Here is a 17,793-nt window from a genome sequence, read left to right on the forward strand (position 1 = left end):
GCCCCCGCGATTTCATATTAATTATTATTAAATCTTGCACGCACCGCCGGCACAATCGTTGTCTTCTTTCTCAACAGAGGTAATGTCATCATGTTGATCAGACGCGCCGTCACGAGTGTTGTGATAGTAAAGGGTTTTCACACCTAACTTGTACGCAGTTAACAAATCTTTTAGCAGCACTTTCATTGGTACTTTTTGATCATCAAAACGCGCAGGGTCATAGTTAGTGTTAGCTGAAATTGCCTGGTCAACGAACTTCTGCATTAAACCAACAAGTTGTAAGTAACCTTCATTGCTTGGCATGTTCCAAAGTAGTTCGTAATCATGCTTTAAGGTTTCAAAGTCAGGCACAACTTGTTTCAACTGACCGTCTTTACTCGCTTTAACACTAATTAAGCCGCGTGGTGGCTCAATACCGTTAGTGGCGTTTGATATTTGCGATGAAGTCTCTGATGGCATAAGTGCAGACAAGGTTGAATTACGTAGGCCATGAGTTTGAATGTCACTACGCAGCGTTTCCCAGTCAAGATGCAATGGCTCATCACAAATTTCATCAAGCGCGCGCTTGTAGGTATCGATAGGCAGAATACCTTTAGCGTAAGTGGTCTCGTTAAATAGCGGACAAGCACCTTGTTCTTTAGCCAGATTCATTGACGCTTTTAATAAGTAGAACTGAATTGCCTCGAACGTTTTATGGGTCAGGTTATTGGCTGAGCCGTCTGAGTAACGCTTACCGTTTTTAGCAAGATAGTTTGCAAAGTTAATAACACCTATACCCAAGGTGCGGCGATTCATTGAACCAAGGTGCGCCGATTTAATCGGGTAGTCTTGGTAATCAAGTAGGTTGTCTAACGCGCGCACAGCAAGGTCGGCTAGCACTTCAATTTCATCTAAGTTTTCAATTGCACCTAGGTTAAGTGCAGATAACGTACAAAGGGCAATTTCACCATTTGGATCGTCGATGTTGTTAAGTGGCTTAGTTGGCAGCGCAATTTCTAAACACAAGTTCGATTGCTTAATTGGCGCAACTTGTGGGTCAAACGGGCTATGAGTATTGCAGTGGTCAACGTTTTGTACGTAGATACGACCTGTAGAGGCACGCTCTTGCATCATAAGTGAGAACAAATCGACTGCTTTTAGCACCTTACGACGAATGCTCTCATCTGCTTCGTATTTTACGTAAAGCTCTTCAAACTTAGCTTGATCGGCAAAGAATGCATCATAAAGGCCAGGTACGTCTGATGGGCTGAACAAGCTAATGTCTTTACCTTGGATTAAGCGCTGGTACATTAACTTGTTTAATTGTACACCATAGTCAAGGTGACGCACGCGGTTATCATCAACGCCACGGTTGTTTTTAAGAACAAGTAACGACTCAACTTCTAAGTGCCAAATTGGGTAGAACAGCGTTGCTGCACCACCGCGCACGCCGCCTTGCGAGCAGGACTTAACTGCGGTTTGGAAGTACTTATAAAACGGTAGGCAACCTGTATGGAATGCTTCGCCGCCACGAATAGGGCTACCAAGCGCACGAATGCGACCTGCGTTAATACCAATACCAGCGCGTTGACTCACATACTTAACGATTGATGACGCTGTTGCATTAATTGAATCCAGGCTGTCATCACATTCAATGAGTACACATGAGCTAAATTGGCGAGTAGGGGTGCGCACACCAGCCATAATTGGCGTAGGCAGTGAGATCTTAAATGTCGATGTGGCATCGTAAAAATCTTTTACATACTTAAGGCGCGTTTCAGCTGGGTATTTTGCAAACAGGCAAGCTGCCACCAGCATGTATAGGAACTGAGCACTTTCATAAACTTCTTGGGTCACGCGGTTTTGAACCAGGTACTTACCTTCAAGTTGTTTAACCGCAGCGTATGAGAAGTTCATATCGCGCCAGTGGTCAATGTAGCTATCTAAAGTATCTATTTCTTCACGGGTGTAATCGGCAAGAATATGTTGATCGTATTTTCCCATCTCAACTAATTGAGTCACATGGTCATACAACTTCGGTGGCTCAAACTGACCGAATGCTTTTTTACGTAGATGGAAAATAGCTAAGCGAGCGGCAAGGAATTGGTAATCAGGTGATTCCGGAGAAATTAAGTCTGCAGCGGCTTTAATAATGGTTTCGTGGATAGCTTCGGTAGGAATGCCGTCGAAGAATTGTAAGTGAGAACGTAACTCCACTTCTGATACTGAGACGTTGTTGAGTCCTTTTGCCGCCCAAGTGATCACTCGGTGGATTTTATCTAGATCAATAGTTTCGCGTTCGCCACTACGTTTAGTGACCATCATGTTGCTATTCATTAAGGATTTGCCTTGGTTTTTATTATCAATATCTGCTGGTGCAGTTTTGTGTTGATCAAATACGCGATCAGAAATAGTTGAGTCCAGTTCACTATTATTGTCGCCTTAATATTCACGCTCTGGATTAACAAGCGGTTAAACTTTAAGCGCACCCCATATATATTGGGATTTTTATGGTTAACCTAACCCTAAGTGTAGTGTATTTCATCAACAGCAACACACAAGATATAGTGCTGTTAGAAATTAATGATACAAGATAGTGAGGTTTTAGCGGATTTGCAAGCTGCAATTTCGATAACATCCTGTGGATAAGTTGAGGATGTTTATTCGCTTAATTATGCAGGTTTGCTAAAGGGCAGAGCTACAGGCATATTCTGCGAATGCAACAGATTTTTAACATTAAAATTAGAACGGATTGATCGCTAAAATAAACACCATTCACAAATGTGATCGGCAAAATTTTAAGCAGTCTTTCTCAAACTTGATGTCGCTTTAAATCTATCTAGCAACCTGGGAACTATACGTTGCCCAAACAAAAACACATCTGTTAGACAATGAGTCCACTGAAAAGTAACAGACTAACATTAGAGCTTGGTCAAATTGACGACTTTGAAATTACCTAAGGTTGAGCAGAAGAGCTGCGATAGCAATGCAAAACTAGCGCTGCACTATTTACCTTAATAAGGCTACTTGAATAGCGCCAGGTAGTCCTGTGCTGATCCGAAGCGATATCGCGCAGGCCATTCATCAGGTGTATCTGTTTCATTCAAATAACCCCATAAGGCAACGCCGCCAATCATGTTAGCGTTTTGAGCGGCCGCTAGGTCGCGCTCTGCATCGCCTATATACAAGATGTGTTCAGGGTCGATACCCAATTGCTGCGCGGCAAGTAGCATAGGTGCACAGTTAGGCTTAGGGAACTTGGTAGTGTCCCCGCTAATGATTGTCTGACAGCGTTGAGTTAAACCTAGTGCTGCCATTAGAGGGCGGGTGAAACGGGCATGTTTGTTGGTCACAATGCCATAGGGAATTTGCTTAGCATCTAAACTATCGAGTAATTCATCCATACCCGCAAATAACTTAGCGTGTGAGCCATTGATTTGGTGATAGCGAGTAAGCATTTGTTGTTGAAGCGTATGCTGCAAGGTTTCATCAGCGTCAGGCAGCGCCGTTTTTACTAGGAACAAACTGCCATGTGATGCAGCGAACCTTAACTGTTCAAGAGGTTTTGTCGGCAGTTGGTTTTCGAGTAATACATCGTTGAGCGCAGCAACAAGATCTGGGGCAGTATCGGCCAACGTGCCATCGAGGTCAAAAAGTACACCTTGTATTTCATTGTTGCTGTTTGTTTGCATTATTAATTCCTTAGCGCCCAAAACAAATCGCACATTAATGTATTATTGATGTGCGATTGTTAAGTTATACAGTACGAGTACTATATTTGATGTATAGCGAATTTATGTAGAAGGTTAGTCAACCTTTTGCGTCGCAATCATATAGTTAACATCGACACTAGGTGTGTACTTAAAGACGCCAGAAAGTGGGTTATAGGTAATTCCTAACGCATCGCGGCAGATAAGGTCGGTGTTATCAACCAAAGCAATAAGCTCTGAAGGCTTGATAAACTTTGCGTGCTCATGAGTGCCAACAGGTAACATCTTTAAAATGTACTCAGCGCCGACAATGGTTTGAATATACGACATGAGATTGCGATTAATGGTTGAGAAAAACACATAACCACCCGGTTTAACCATGTCGCAGCATGCTTGGATGACAGACTGCGGGTCTGGTACGTGTTCTAGCATTTCCATACACGTCACCACATCATAATATTCTTTATGCTCATCACGGTGCGCTTCAGCCGTGTTTTTAAGGTAATTTACGTTCACACCTGCTTCAAGAGCATGTAGCTTAGCTACCTCTAACGGCTCTTCACCCATATCTAAGCCGGTAACATTTGCACCAATGCGTGCCATGCTCTCGGCTAGAATTCCGCCGCCACAACCAACATCTAATACTTGTTTACCAAAGATGCCCTTACTGGTGCGATCGATATAGTTAAGGCGCAGTGGGTTGAGTTGATGCAGAGGCTTAAAGTCGCCATTTGGATCCCACCAACTTTCTGCCATAGCTTCAAATTTAGCAATTTCTTGTGGATCGACATTTAGCGATGGAGATGATTGTTCAGACGGAGAGTGTGTCATAACGCTACCTTGCTTTTTATAATGCTCGCCATTATAGCGACAAGATTTTCAGCGTGAATAGCTTATTAATCACAATTTCACCGCCAAGGTGATAATCGGTCAGTTTTTGCCCAATATATGAGCCAACGTTTAATGTTATCGAGGTTAGCAATTGAGCACCTCATAGCTTTTATTAAAATGCCCAGAAAACGATGGCGTTTTTTTAAGCATTCAGACGTAAATACCTGCCTGAATAACAAGCTGTTACGAGAAATTTACTACAAAAAATCAAATGACGCTCCTTAGCCCTAGCACCAATATTATTCTGTGTTAGAATGCCAAATCACGTTTAAAAGCCAAACTGTAATATGGAAGTTTTGCAGTAAGCTAATTTTCAGGGGAACGAGCAGTTTATGACTGATCTGGCATCATCAATTTCGCCAATTAACATTGAAGACGAGCTGAAGAACTCGTACCTAGATTACGCCATGAGTGTAATCGTTGGTCGTGCGCTTCCTGATGTTCGTGACGGTTTAAAGCCGGTTCATCGTCGCGTGTTATTTGCGATGAACGAACTTAAAAACGATTGGAACAAACCATATAAAAAATCCGCTCGTGTCGTCGGTGACGTAATCGGTAAATATCACCCACATGGTGACTCTGCTGTATATGACACAATTGTACGTATGGCGCAGCCATTTTCGCTACGTTACACATTGGTTGACGGTCAAGGTAACTTTGGTTCGGTAGACGGTGACTCTGCAGCGGCAATGCGTTACACCGAAATCCGTATGGAGAAGTTAGCGCACTCTTTACTTGCAGACTTAGATAAAGAAACTGTTGACTATGTACCTAACTATGACGGTACAGAGCAAATTCCAGCGGTATTGCCAACCCGTATTCCTAACTTACTTGTTAATGGTGCTTCAGGTATTGCGGTTGGTATGGCAACCAATATTCCGCCGCACAACTTAACTGAAGTCGTTCAAGGCTGTTTAGCATTAATTGAAGAGCCAAGCCTTTCAATTGAGCAGTTAATGGAGCACATTCCTGGCCCTGACTTCCCAACAGCTGCAACTATCAACGGTCGAAAGGGCATTATTGATGCTTATAAAACAGGCCGTGGACGCGCTGTTATGCGCGCCAAAGCAGACATTGAAGAAGAAAATGGTCGCGAGCGCATCATTGTTACTGAAATTCCTTATCAAGTTAACAAAGCGCGCCTGATTGAAAAGATTGCTGAGCTAGTTAAAGATAAGCGTATTGAGGGCATTTCAGGCCTGCGCGATGAGTCTGACAAAGACGGCATGCGTATCGTTATCGAAATTAAGCGCGGCGAAGTAGGCGAGGTTGTACTTAATAACCTGTACGCTCAAACGCAAATGCAATGCTCTTTTGGTATCAACATGGTGGCATTGACCAATGGTCAGCCTAAGTTGTTCAACCTTAAGGAAATGCTAGAGAGCTTTATTCTTCACCGCCGTGAAGTTGTTACTCGTCGTACTGTATATGAGCTACGTAAAGCTCGCGAACGTGCACATATTCTTGAAGCACTAGCCATCGCACTTGCCAACATCGACCCTGTTATCGAGCTAATTAAAAACTCTCCAACCCCAGCGGAAGCGAAAGTTAAGTTAGTCGCACAAGGTTGGGATTTAGGTAATGTTAAAGGCATGCTTGAAAAAGCAGGTGATGATGCAGCGCGCCCTGAATGGTTAGAGCCAGAGTTTGGTATCCGCGATGGTCAGTACTACCTAACTGAGCAACAAGCACAAGCTATTCTTGAACTTCGCTTACACCGCTTAACCGGCCTTGAGCATGAGAAGATCTTACAAGAATACGAAGAGCTATTAGAGTTCATCGCAGGCCTATTACATATTCTTAATAACCCAGTTCGTTTGATGGAAGTCATCAAAGAAGAGCTAGAAGAGATCCTTGAGCAATACGGTGATGAGCGCCGCACTCAAATCAACCAAAATGAAGTTGATATGAGCCTTGAAGATCTGATCAATGAAGAAGACGTTGTCGTGACGCTTTCTCACCTTGGCTATGCCAAGTACCAACCGCTAACTGACTATCAAGCTCAGCGCCGTGGTGGTAAAGGTAAAGCAGCAACGAAAGTGAAAGATGAAGATTTCGTTGAGAAGCTACTTGTTGCTAATACTCACGACACCATCTTATGTTTCTCTGACTTCGGTAAGATGTACTGGTTGAAGGTATACCAATTACCATTAGCGAGCCGCACTGCACGTGGTCGTCCGATCATTAACTTGCTACCGCTAGCAGATGGCGAGCGCATTACTGCAATTTTACCGGTTCGTGAATACGCCGATGATAAGTACATCATTATGGCGACAGCGCACGGTACAGTTAAGAAGACAGCATTAACTGCCTACAGCAACCCTCGTGCAAACGGTATTATTGCTGTGAATCTGAAAGATGGCGATCAGCTAATTGGTGTTGATATTACTAATGGTAATGACGACATCATGCTGTTCTCAGACGAAGGTAAAGTAGTACGCTTTAATGAGAAAGCACGTGATGCTGAAACCGGTGAAGTGAAGATTGACCCAGAAACGGGTGAAGAAGTCATTGCACTTCGCGCTATGGGACGTACCGCAACAGGTGTTCGTGGTATTAAGCTTGAAGGCGATCAAAAAGTGGTTTCACTTATCGTACCTAAAGGCGATGGCGCAATCTTAACGGTAACTGAAAACGGTTACGGTAAGCGTACTGAGCTAACTGAATACCCAGCTAAATCTCGCGGCACTAAAGGTGTGGTTTCTATCAAAGTTAGCGAGCGTAATGGCGCAGTTATTGGTGCAACGCAAGTTGGTGAAAATGATGAAATCATGCTTATCTCTGACAAAGGTACATTAGTTCGTACTGCTGCAGAAGGCGTTTCAATTATTGGTCGTAACACCCAAGGTGTGACCATTATTCGCACCGCAGAAGAAGAGAAAGTCGTTGGTTTGCAACGCATTGATGAAATTCAGTCAGAACAAGAGCTTGATGAAGAGGGCAACCCTATCATCGAAGGCGAAGTGGCTGAATCAACTGACGGCGAACAAGCTGCTAGCGAAGAGTCATCTGACGAGTAGCATATAAGTTAAGCACTAGGAATTACACCTGCTAGTGCCAACTAAACAGATAAATGAGCACCTTTGGGTGCTCATTTTGTTTGTATCGAAAAAATGAGTTTTTTTCAGTGTTATAGGGCAAATTAACACTATTCATCACCTCATAAACTGCCTAGTATTAGGCATCTACCGCAATTTATCATTCGCATTAATCACTTAAGGAGTGAAGAGTGACTAGCCAACTGAACCAGCAGACTTTAACTACCCAAAAACCAGGTCAAACGCCAAAATACAACTTCTGTGCAGGGCCGGCGATGTTACCAACAGAGGTAATGGCTATCGCTCAAAGCGAACTCGTTAACTGGAATGGTATGGGCGTGTCGGTAATGGAGATCAGTCACCGTAGTAAAGAATTTGTTGCCTTAGCCAAACAAGCAGAGCTTGATCTGCGCCAGCTGATGAATATTCCTGATAACTACAAGGTGCTATTCATGCATGGCGGCGGGCGCGCGCAATTCACTAATGTTGTCACCAATTTTCTTGGTGATAATGGCCGCGCTCTTTATCTTACCAGTGGTCAATGGTCTCGCTCGGCTATCAAAGAAGCTAAGCTCATTGCAGGCGAAGATGCCATTGACGAAATGAATATTGTTGAAAAGGACGACGACAAATCAAAAGTCGTTTTACCTGATCTTGAGCAACTAAAACAAGCTGGTCAGAAACAATATCGCTATGTTCATTATTGTCCTAATGAAACAGTCGACGGTATTGAAATCTTTGATGAGTTAAATAGCCCTTGGCCTGTCGTTGCAGACATGTCGTCCACCATTATGTCGCGTGAGATTGACGTGAGCCGTTATGCGGTAATTTATGCCGGGGCACAAAAGAATATTGGCCCATCAGGGTTATCAATCGCTATCGTGCGTGATGACATGCTTAGCTTGCCAAAGCTAACTCAATCTTCGGTAATGGATTATTCGATAGCAGCGCAAAATGACTCTATGTTCAACACGCCGCCGACGTATGCCTGGTACTTGGCATCGCTAGTGTTCAAGTGGCTTAAAAAGCAAGGTGGTGTAAGTCAAGTTGCGAAAGTTAATCAGCAAAAAGCTGAGCTGCTATATCAATGCATCGATGACAATCCGTTTTACAAAAACGGTGTAGTTGCAAGTAATCGCTCCCGCATGAATGTGACATTTCAATTAGCAGACTCAAGTTTAGATCAAGCCTTTTTGCAACAAGCTGAAGAACACGGTTTGCTGACGTTAAAAGGTCATCGTATTGTCGGTGGTATGCGCGCAAGCATTTACAACGCAATGCCACTTGAAGGCGTACAAGCTTTGGTTAAATTTATGCAGGCTTTTGCTAAGGCAAACAGCTAAAGAAACTTGAAAACCAAAGCTCGAAGCAGAGAGCAGAGAGCACAGTTATTGATAAGGAAATAGAAACATGAAGCATAAGATCAACACGAGTCGGTTAACTATGTCGATGATGACTTTAGACGACATCGATTTATTTGTTGATCTTGATAGTGACCCTGAAGTGATGAAATATATCACGGGTGGTAAAACCACAAGCTATGAAGATGCGAAAGCACTCTTTATCCCACGACTGGCTAAATACCTTGATCCTGAAAAAGGGTGGGGGCTTTGGAAAATTATCGTAAATGACTCGCAAACCTTTGCCGGCTGGATCTTGATTAGGCCATTGGATTTCTTTACTGACAATCCCAAAATGGATCAGCTTGAAGTTGGCTGGCGGTTAAAGCAATTAACCTGGGGCAAAGGCATCGCGACTGAAGCTGCACAAGCGGTTGTCGATTACTGTGTATCACTAGATGATAACATCAAAGCTGTTGGCGCAATTGCAGTGCCAGAGAACAAAGCATCAATTAATGTCATGCAAAAGCTCGGGATGGAGTTTGTATCGCAAGGGCCTGATAATGAAATGCCAGATATTAAAGTTGTGTATTACAGCAAGACTATTTAGCGAATGGTTAATTAGCTTAGCTCAGTCCGAACCATCACCGAAAGTTGAGAATAGCTAACTAGAAAGCTCTAAACAGAATCAGCAAATAAAAAACGGTTTAGCTTTTGGCTAAACCGTTTTCGTTACTTGCTCTGGAAATGGGCTATGCGCTGTTAAGCTACAACCAGTACTTTACAAGTGTTAGTGCCGCCGATTGTTTCCATTGCATCACCTTTGGTCATCAGTACCATGTCACCAGATTTCAGGTAACCGGCTTCAACCATTGATTCAAGCGCTGCTTTTGCTAACTCGTCAGCACGGTACTGAGTAGAGTCAAAGTGCATAGGTTGTACACCGCGGTACAATGCCATTTTCGCCAGTGTTTTCTCGTGACGAGAAAGCGCGAAAATTGGTAACGACGAACTGATGCGTGACATTAGCTTAGATGTGCGGCCAGATTCAGTTAGCGAGATAATCGCTTTAACACCTTCTAAGTGGTTCGCTGCATACATAGTTGATAGTGCGATAGTTTCTTCAATTGAACTAAAGCTCTGATCTAAACGATGCTTAGAAGCTGTAACACTTGGGTGCGTTTCAGCGCCAACACAAACATTTGCCATGGCTTTAACTGTTTCTTCAGGGAAGTCACCGGCCGCAGTTTCTGCAGATAGCATTACCGCATCGGTACCATCAAGAACAGCGTTTGCAACATCCATTACTTCTGCGCGAGTCGGCATTGGGCTAGAAATCATTGACTCCATCATTTGCGTCGCAGTGATCACGGCTTTGTTTAACTGACGTGCACGAAGGATAAGTTTTTTCTGTACAGCCACTAGCGCGGCATCGCCAATTTCAACACCTAAGTCACCACGTGCAACCATTACAACGTCACATGCATTGATAACATCATCCATTGCTTCTTGGCTTTCGATTGCTTCAGCACGTTCAACTTTAGCGACGATTAATGCTTTACTACCGGCTTCTTCTGCAAGTGAGCGCGCCAAATCAAGGTCAGCACCAGTACGTGGGAAAGAAACGGCTAGGTAATCAACTTGGATCATCGCGGCAGTTTTGATGTCTGCGCGGTCTTTGTCGGTTAGGGCAGGAGCAGTAAGGCCGCCACCTTGTTTGTTGATACCTTTATTGTTGCTTAAAGGGCCAGCAACAGTCACGCTAGTAATTACTTTTTGACCTTCAACACGCTCAACACGAAGCTGTACGCGACCGTCATCTAGCATCAAGATGTCGCCAACGGTTACGTCTTGAGGTAATTGTTTGTAGTCAATACCAACCTGCTTCTCGTCGCCTTCACCTTTACCCAGTTCAGCGTCTAGAATGAACTCGTCACCTAGGTTAAGTTGAATTTTCTTGTTGTCTTTAAAAGTAGAAACACGAATTTTAGGACCTTGTAAGTCACCTAAGATAGCAACATGTTTGCCCAACTCTTTAGCAATGTTGCGTACATCTGTCGCGCGCTTTAGGTGATCTTCAGGTGTGCCATGAGAGAAGTTTAACCTAACGACGTTAGCACCGGCTTGAATGATTTTGCGTAAGTTATCATCGCGGTCAGTAGCTGGACCAAGGGTCGTAACGATTTTTGTTCTGCGGAACATGAGAAACTCCGTTAATGATTATCAAATTTAAATTAAAAGTACAGCTGCTAACTTGGTACTTCTAAGATGGATTCATTCTAACAGACTAAAGTAAAAAATGTAGTAAAGTTACAATCAAAATAGACCATATTGGTGTTTAATTTTTGTGACAGACTTTAGGTTTTTGACATAAAAAAAGCCGAACTATCATAATAGTTCAGCCTTTGAGCGTTTGTTAAGTAATTTAACTTGTCGCCAACCTGATTCAATCTGTAAATAAAATTACCAAATTCGGTTGATAATTAATCACTTATAAAAACGTCATCTTTTGGACGCTCAAATCGTTAGATCCTTGTTTACCCGCGACTCTTTCAGCACTTCTTTCACTCGCTTCAAGTTATCTCTAAAGCGTGGGCCACGGCGAAGTGTAAAACCAGTCGCTAACACATCGACAGTAACAAGTTGCGCTAGACGTGATGTCATTGGTAAGTACTGCTCAGTGTCCTCTGGTACTTCCATAGTAACCGGTAGGGTACATTCTAATGATAGTGGAGAGTTACGCGCGGTAATGCCAATCACAGCGGCACCATTTTCACGAGCAATACGTGCAATCTCAATTAATGATTTAGTGCGACCTGTGTGTGAGATTAGCACCACAACATCACCCTCGTTGCAGTTAATGCAGCTCATGCGTTGCATTAACACATCATCGAAACAAATCACGGGTACATTAAAACGGAAGAACTTGTTTTGTGCATCATGAGCAACAGAAGCCGATGCACCTAAACCGAAAAATGAAATGGTTTTAGCTTGAGTAAGAATATCCACCGCTTTATTAATAGCAACTGGATCTAAGCTTTGGCGAGCAGTGTCTAATGAAGCCATTGAAGATTCGAAGATTTTAGTCGTGTACGAATCTGGCGAGTCATCTTCTTCAACGTGGCGGCTAACATACGGCGTGCCATTAGCAAGACTTTGGGCCAAATGTAACTTAAAATCAGGGAAACCTTTAGTGTCAAGGCGGCGACAGAATCGGTTAACAGTAGGCTCACTCACATCGGCCATTTTAGCCAGGGTAGCAATACTTGAATGAATTGCCGTTTGTGGGGATGCCAGGATCACTTCAGCAACTTTACGTTCTGATTTACTGAATTGAGTCAGGCTTTTTTGGACCTTTTCTAGGGTATTCATAAGCATGTATCCACTAAAATGGTGATGTTGTTTGTTATTGTTTTCAATTCCCCCACGTATAAAGAAGGGGACGAGTAGCTAGGAATACGACAAAAGTAAGTAGCTTTTTTACCTATGTTTGCTGCCCGTAAGATATTTACACGTTATAAAACGATCAAAAAACATCAGAATTAAATTGTTTCAATTAAAAATCATATCAGATTATAAGATGATATGCCTAGAATCATAACAATAGAATAAGAGTAAATTAAAGGTGCATTCGTCACGTTCTGTTGTTATATTACAACAAAAGAGCGTTTTTATTCACCATGTACTAACAGATGTAGACGCACAAAATAAATGGAGAGCTCGGAGCTATGGGTAAATCATTAGGCGCAAAAGCATGTGACTTTGTCCTATTTGGAACTAAAGGTGACTTAGCAAGACGTAAGTTACTTCCCGCTTTATATCAACTAGACAAAGCGAATCTACTTGATTCAGAAACCAAGGTAATCGGTGTCGCCAAAGATGCGTTTACAGAACAACAATTCATTGAGTTAGTTACTACTGCATTAAATACCTTCGTTAAAGATGAACTGTGTGATGACACTGTTGAGCGTTTTCTTTGTCGCTGCCATTATGTAGGAACAAATTTCACCGAGCCAGAAGGCTACAGCGCATTTCATGAGTTACTTGAACCAAGTAAACGCGTGATGGTGAACTACTTCGCAACTCCTCCAGCTATTTTTGGCGACATTTGTCGCTGCCTACATCAACAAGACCTCATTAAAGAAGATACCCGCGTTGTGCTTGAAAAGCCGATTGGTACAGATCTAGAGTCTTCTAAAGTCATCAACGACCAGGTCGCCGAGTACTTTAACGAGAATCAGGTCTACCGTATTGACCATTATTTAGGTAAAGAAACGGTACAAAACCTGATTGCGCTGCGTTTCGCTAACTCATTATTCGCATCTAAATGGGATAACCGCACCATTGATCATGTACAGATCAGTGTTGCCGAAGAAGTGGGCATTGAAGGGCGCTGGGGTTATTTTGATGGCGCAGGGCAAATGCGCGATATGATCCAGAACCACTTACTGCAAGTACTAACCCTTGTGGCTATGGACCCGCCGGTTAACCTCAATGCAGACAACATTCGCGATGAAAAAGTAAAAGTGCTTAAGTCGCTTCGCCCAATTAATCAAACCAATGTGTTTGATAATACAGTTCGCGGCCAATACTCATCAGGTTATTTAAAAGGCTCACCAGTGCCAGGTTATTTAGAAGAAGAGGGCGCCAATACCAACTCTGATACTGAAACCTTTGTTGCACTACGCGTAGACATTGATAACTGGCGCTGGGCTGGCGTGCCATTCTACTTACGTAGTGGTAAGCGTATGCCATTTAAGAGCTCTGAAATTGTGGTTCACTTTAAGAATCCGCCGCACAACTTATATAGCAATAGCTACCGTAGCTTGCCACCGAATAAGCTTACGATTCGCTTGCAGCCGCACGAAGGTGTCGAAATTCAAATGATGAATAAGGTGCCAGGGCTAGAGCAGCAAACGCGCTTACAAACTACCAAGCTCGACTTAAGTTTCACCGACACTTTCAAAAACGAGCGCATTGCTGATGCCTATGAGCGTTTGTTGTTAGAAGCTATGCTCGGCAACCAAGCCTTATTCGTTCGCCGTGACGAAGTTGAGCAAGCGTGGACTTGGGTCGACGGAATTATTGAAGCATGGGAAAACAGCGGCGAGAAGCCAAAACCTTACCCAGCAGGCACGTGGGGGCCAGTGGCTTCAGTTGCACTTATTACTAAAGACGGCCGTTCTTGGGACGAGTAAAGGAAAACCTAATGATTAAAGAATCAGTATTTAAGTCATTTGACTCGACTAATGAACTGGAATCTGTACTTGCAGATAAGATTGCTGGTCAACTTCAAGATGCGGTTGATAGTCGTGGTAAGGCAAGTCTTATTGTTTCTGGCGGCTCAACACCGTTGAAGCTTTTTCAACTGCTAAGTAAAAAAGCGATTGATTGGAGTGAAGTGTATATCACCCTTGCTGACGAGCGCTGGGTTGAAAGTGACGAAAAAGACTCAAATGAACGCCTGGTACGTGAAAATCTATTACAAAACCGCGCAGCAAATGCCAAGTTTCGCGGCTTAAAAAATATGTTTGCTACGCCAGAACAAGGCTGTGCTATGACGTCAGAGTCATTAGCTAACTTCCCAAGACCTTTTGATGTTGTGGTATTAGGCATGGGTACTGATGGCCACACTTGTTCATGGTTCCCATGTAGCAAAGAATTAGACAACGCGCTAACTAGCAAAGAATTATGTGCAGCTGTTAATCCAACGACTGCACCGCATCCACGCATTACCCTGACACAAGATGCAATCTTAGCAAGCCGACAGATTTATCTGCATTTGGTAGGCGAAGCTAAGCTAACCGTTTATAAAAAAGCGCTGTTAAATGAGAACGTTAAAGAAATGCCTATTAGAGCTGTGCTTGCTCAACGCAAAGCACCTGTAGATGTGTTCTATAGCGCATAAGGAGTTATTAAAATGAACTCAGTAGTTCAAGCAGTTACAGAGCGTATAATTGCGCGAAGTCAAAAAACACGAGCTGCATACTTGCAAGCTCTGCAAGACGCTAAAGGTAAGGGCGTTCATCGCAGCGCGTTAAGCTGTGGTAATTTAGCCCATGGTTTTGCAGCCTGTCAGCCAGTAGAAAAGGAATCACTACGTCAGTTAACCAAAGCCAATGTTGGTATTGTGACTGCTTTTAACGATATGTTGTCGGCGCACCAGCCTTACGAAACATATCCTGAACTACTGAAAGCTGCATGTGCTGAAGTAGGGAGTGTGGCACAGGTTGCCGGCGGTGTACCGGCAATGTGTGATGGTGTAACCCAAGGCCAACCTGGTATGGAGTTAAGCCTGCTTAGCCGCGAAGTCATTGCGATGGCAACAGCCGTTGGTTTGTCTCATAACATGTTTGACGGTGCATTACTCCTTGGTATTTGCGACAAAATCGTTCCTGGCTTGTTAATTGGTGCACTTAGCTTTGGTCACTTACCTATGTTGTTTGTGCCTGCTGGGCCAATGAAATCAGGTATACCGAATAAAGAAAAAGCACGCATACGCCAACAATTTGCTCAGGGTAAAGTAGGGCGTGAAGCACTGCTTGATGCAGAGTCTAAGTCTTATCACAGTGCGGGCACTTGTACCTTCTACGGTACGGCCAACTCAAACCAATTAATGCTAGAAGTCATGGGCTTACAGTTGCCAGGCTCTTCATTCGTTAATCCTGACGATCCGTTACGTGAAGCATTAAATAAGATGGCAGCGAAACAGGTTTGCCGTCTAACAGCAATGGGCACACAATATGCGCCAATCGGTGAGATCGTCAACGAGAAATCCGTAGTTAATGGCATTGTTGCGCTACTCGCAACAGGTGGCTCAACAAACTTAACCATGCATATCGTTGCTGCGGCGCGCGCTGCTGGCATCATCATCAATTGGGATGACTTTTCAGAGCTTTCTGATGCTGTGCCTTTACTCGCACGAGTTTATCCTAATGGTCATGCAGACATTAACCACTTCCATGCAGCTGGCGGTATGGCGCTGCTAATCAAAGAGTTGCTTGATGCTGGCATGCTACACGAAGATGTACTTACTGTGGCTGGTCAAGGTTTGCGTCGCTACACCCAAGAGCCAAAACTTATCGACGGTGAGCTCATTTGGGTAGATGGCCCAACGGAAAGCTTAGATAAAGAAGTATTAACCCACATAGACACGCCGTTCCAAAGCAACGGTGGCTTGAAGTTGATGAAGGGCAATTTGGGCAGGGCGGTTATTAAGGTTTCTGCTGTGCAAGAAGCCAATCGCGTTGTTGAAGCGCCTGCAGTTGTTATTGACGATCAAAACCAGCTCGACGAACTGTTCAAACAAGGCAAATTAGATAGAGATTGTGTGGTAGTCGTTAAAGGTCAAGGCCCTAAAGCTAACGGCATGCCTGAGCTACATAAACTCACGCCATATTTAGGCTCACTGCAAGATAAAGGATTTAAGGTTGCGCTGGTAACTGATGGCCGTATGTCTGGCGCCTCAGGTAAAGTACCAGCAGCGATTCACTTAACCCCTGAAGCTATTGATGGCGGCTTGATTGCTAAAGTTCAAGACGGTGATTTAATCCGTGTTAACGCGTTAACTGGTGAGCTAAGTTTACTGGTTAACGAGGCCGAACTTAATGCGCGCAATGCAGAAGAAATTGATCTGACTGAGCGCAGTTTTGGCATGGGACGTGAGCTATTCGGAGCACTACGCAGTAATTTAAGTAGCCCAGAAACCGGTGCCCGTAGCACTAGCGCAATTGATGAAATGACAGCATAAGGAACACGGATCAATGGTAAGTAACAATTGGGCATTACAGCCTGCAGATGTATTTAAAACGAGTCCAGTCGTTCCAGTTATGGTAATTGAGCGCCTTGAAGATGCTGTACCGCTAGCAAAAGCACTAGTTGCCGGCGGTATTAAAGTGCTTGAAGTCACGCTGCGTACTGAATGCGCGTTAGAGGCCATTGCAAAAATCGCTAAAGAAGTACCAGAAGCCTTGGTTGGTGCCGGTACAGTTTTGAACGAAGCGCAGTTAAACCAGGCTGTTGAAGCTGGCTCGCAATTTATCATTACGCCTGGTGCAACAGTCGATCTGCTAAAGGCTGCTAAACAAGGTAACGTGCCTTTGATCCCTGGTGTTGCTAGCATCTCTGAAGTGATGGTTGGTATGGAGCTAGGTTACACACACTTTAAGTTTTTCCCAGCGGAAGCTTCAGGTGGTGTTAACGCACTTAAATCTTTTGGCGGACCATTATCAGGTATTCGTTTTTGCCCAACTGGTGGCATCAGTCAATCAAGCTACAAAGACTATTTAGCGCTAAAAAATGTTGATTGTATCGGTGGCAGTTGGATTGCACCAACAGATGCCGTAGCAGACAAAGACTGGGATAGAATCACTCAGCTTTGTAAAGATGCGTTAGCTATCTAGCATGTCAGTTTGAATGTTGCTTAAAAATGCCAGTCACAACAATGACTGGCATTTTAGTTTGCTAATGCGACACCGTGATATGTTTTCTGGCAATTGGTCATCTGATGTGTAGCTATAATTGCTAAACGCACCATGGATAAACCCAAGCAGGCAAACGTCGGAAACAAGTAAACAATTACAGAGATTTACAGAAAACTAAACGCGCACGAGATTTAATGCTTGGGTAACTTTACCCACAAACTTTAAAAGCATGCACGTAGCGACGCGCAAAAAAATAACGCGCAATTCAAAAGATAACAGCAACAGTCTAAGCGCGTATCAAAGACTAAAGGCGACACCACACTTCTCACACGAAGCTGCGTACAATGTATAACAAGTTAAATCACCACATCATGTTAAGCGTATGATTTTCAAGAGAATATTTAGCAGGGGC

Annotated in this window: 12 protein-coding genes; 7 read left to right on the forward strand and 5 right to left on the reverse strand. The window is 43.6% G+C overall.

The window, feature by feature from the left end; genetic code table 11:
- Positions 1-27 precede the first annotated feature (27 nt).
- The 3 genes from nrdA to ubiG all read right to left on the reverse strand — a co-directional run bounded on the left by nrdA (position 28) and on the right by ubiG (position 4,520).
- Positions 28-2,316 carry a class 1a ribonucleoside-diphosphate reductase subunit alpha gene (gene nrdA / locus G3R49_RS08880; RefSeq protein ID WP_167869377.1) on the reverse strand — a complete coding sequence of 763 codons (2,289 nt, stop codon included), beginning with the start codon at positions 2,314-2,316 and terminating at the stop codon, positions 28-30.
- A 686-nt stretch (positions 2,317-3,002) separates the two neighbouring features.
- Positions 3,003-3,671, reverse strand: a complete 669-nt coding sequence (locus G3R49_RS08885; protein WP_167869378.1) for an HAD family hydrolase — start codon at positions 3,669-3,671, stop codon at positions 3,003-3,005.
- Between the two features lie 114 nt (positions 3,672-3,785).
- Positions 3,786-4,520 carry a bifunctional 2-polyprenyl-6-hydroxyphenol methylase/3-demethylubiquinol 3-O-methyltransferase UbiG gene (gene ubiG, locus G3R49_RS08890; RefSeq protein ID WP_167869379.1) on the reverse strand — a complete coding sequence of 245 codons (735 nt, stop codon included), beginning with the start codon at positions 4,518-4,520 and terminating at the stop codon, positions 3,786-3,788.
- 392 nt (positions 4,521-4,912) lie between these two features.
- Here ubiG and gyrA point away from each other — a divergent pair, with 392 nt between their 5' ends.
- From gyrA to G3R49_RS08905, 3 genes are all read left to right on the forward strand, one after another.
- The gene (gene gyrA, locus G3R49_RS08895) at positions 4,913-7,600 is read left to right on the forward strand and encodes a DNA gyrase subunit A (RefSeq protein ID WP_167869380.1); all 2,688 of its coding nucleotides are present in this window, start codon (positions 4,913-4,915) and stop codon (positions 7,598-7,600) included.
- A gap of 221 nt (positions 7,601-7,821) precedes the next feature.
- Positions 7,822-8,961: a 3-phosphoserine/phosphohydroxythreonine transaminase gene (gene serC, locus G3R49_RS08900; protein WP_280954599.1), complete on the forward strand. Its 1,140-nt coding sequence runs from the start codon at positions 7,822-7,824 to the stop codon at positions 8,959-8,961.
- Positions 8,962-9,028: 67 nt separating this feature from the next.
- Positions 9,029-9,568 carry a GNAT family N-acetyltransferase gene (locus G3R49_RS08905; protein WP_167869381.1) on the forward strand — a complete coding sequence of 180 codons (540 nt, stop codon included), beginning with the start codon at positions 9,029-9,031 and terminating at the stop codon, positions 9,566-9,568.
- A 152-nt stretch (positions 9,569-9,720) separates the two neighbouring features.
- Here the strand turns inward: G3R49_RS08905 and pyk are convergent, their stop codons facing one another.
- Together pyk and G3R49_RS08915 are read right to left on the reverse strand one after the other, a co-directional pair.
- Positions 9,721-11,160 carry a pyruvate kinase gene (gene pyk, locus G3R49_RS08910; RefSeq protein WP_167869382.1) on the reverse strand — a complete coding sequence of 480 codons (1,440 nt, stop codon included), beginning with the start codon at positions 11,158-11,160 and terminating at the stop codon, positions 9,721-9,723.
- A 315-nt stretch (positions 11,161-11,475) separates the two neighbouring features.
- Positions 11,476-12,330 carry a MurR/RpiR family transcriptional regulator gene (locus G3R49_RS08915; RefSeq protein ID WP_130597310.1) on the reverse strand — a complete coding sequence of 285 codons (855 nt, stop codon included), beginning with the start codon at positions 12,328-12,330 and terminating at the stop codon, positions 11,476-11,478.
- A 356-nt stretch (positions 12,331-12,686) separates the two neighbouring features.
- Here G3R49_RS08915 and zwf point away from each other — a divergent pair, with 356 nt between their 5' ends.
- The 4 genes from zwf to G3R49_RS08935 are packed head-to-tail and all read left to right on the forward strand — an operon-like array spanning position 12,687 to position 17,360.
- Positions 12,687-14,156, forward strand: coding sequence for a glucose-6-phosphate dehydrogenase (gene zwf, locus G3R49_RS08920; protein WP_167869383.1), 1,470 nt, complete (start codon positions 12,687-12,689; stop codon positions 14,154-14,156).
- Positions 14,157-14,167: 11 nt separating this feature from the next.
- Entirely contained in the window at positions 14,168-14,866 is a 699-nt protein-coding gene (pgl, locus tag G3R49_RS08925) for a 6-phosphogluconolactonase (RefSeq protein ID WP_130597308.1), read from the forward strand.
- Between the two features lie 12 nt (positions 14,867-14,878).
- A complete protein-coding gene (gene edd / locus G3R49_RS08930; RefSeq protein WP_167869384.1) occupies positions 14,879-16,708 on the forward strand; it encodes a phosphogluconate dehydratase in 1,830 nt (609 codons plus the stop codon).
- Between the two features lie 13 nt (positions 16,709-16,721).
- Positions 16,722-17,360, forward strand: a complete 639-nt coding sequence (locus G3R49_RS08935; RefSeq protein ID WP_130597306.1) for a bifunctional 4-hydroxy-2-oxoglutarate aldolase/2-dehydro-3-deoxy-phosphogluconate aldolase — start codon at positions 16,722-16,724, stop codon at positions 17,358-17,360.
- Positions 17,361-17,793: the final 433 nt, after the last annotated feature.

This window comes from Shewanella sp. WXL01 (assembly GCF_012263345.1).
Lineage (GTDB): Bacteria > Pseudomonadota > Gammaproteobacteria > Enterobacterales > Shewanellaceae > Shewanella > Shewanella maritima.

Coding starts and splice junctions, on each gene's coding strand:
- nrdA (WP_167869377.1), bottom strand. CDS start 2,316: ATGAATAGCAACATGATGGTCACTAAACGTAGTGGCGAACGCGAAACT.
- G3R49_RS08885 (WP_167869378.1), bottom strand. CDS start 3,671: ATGCAAACAAACAGCAACAATGAAATACAAGGTGTACTTTTTGACCTC.
- ubiG (WP_167869379.1), bottom strand. CDS start 4,520: ATGACACACTCTCCGTCTGAACAATCATCTCCATCGCTAAATGTCGAT.
- gyrA (WP_167869380.1), top strand. CDS start 4,913: ATGACTGATCTGGCATCATCAATTTCGCCAATTAACATTGAAGACGAG.
- G3R49_RS08905 (WP_167869381.1), top strand. CDS start 9,029: ATGAAGCATAAGATCAACACGAGTCGGTTAACTATGTCGATGATGACT.
- pyk (WP_167869382.1), bottom strand. CDS start 11,160: ATGTTCCGCAGAACAAAAATCGTTACGACCCTTGGTCCAGCTACTGAC.
- G3R49_RS08915 (WP_130597310.1), bottom strand. CDS start 12,330: ATGAATACCCTAGAAAAGGTCCAAAAAAGCCTGACTCAATTCAGTAAA.
- zwf (WP_167869383.1), top strand. CDS start 12,687: ATGGGTAAATCATTAGGCGCAAAAGCATGTGACTTTGTCCTATTTGGA.
- pgl (WP_130597308.1), top strand. CDS start 14,168: ATGATTAAAGAATCAGTATTTAAGTCATTTGACTCGACTAATGAACTG.
- edd (WP_167869384.1), top strand. CDS start 14,879: ATGAACTCAGTAGTTCAAGCAGTTACAGAGCGTATAATTGCGCGAAGT.
- G3R49_RS08935 (WP_130597306.1), top strand. CDS start 16,722: ATGGTAAGTAACAATTGGGCATTACAGCCTGCAGATGTATTTAAAACG.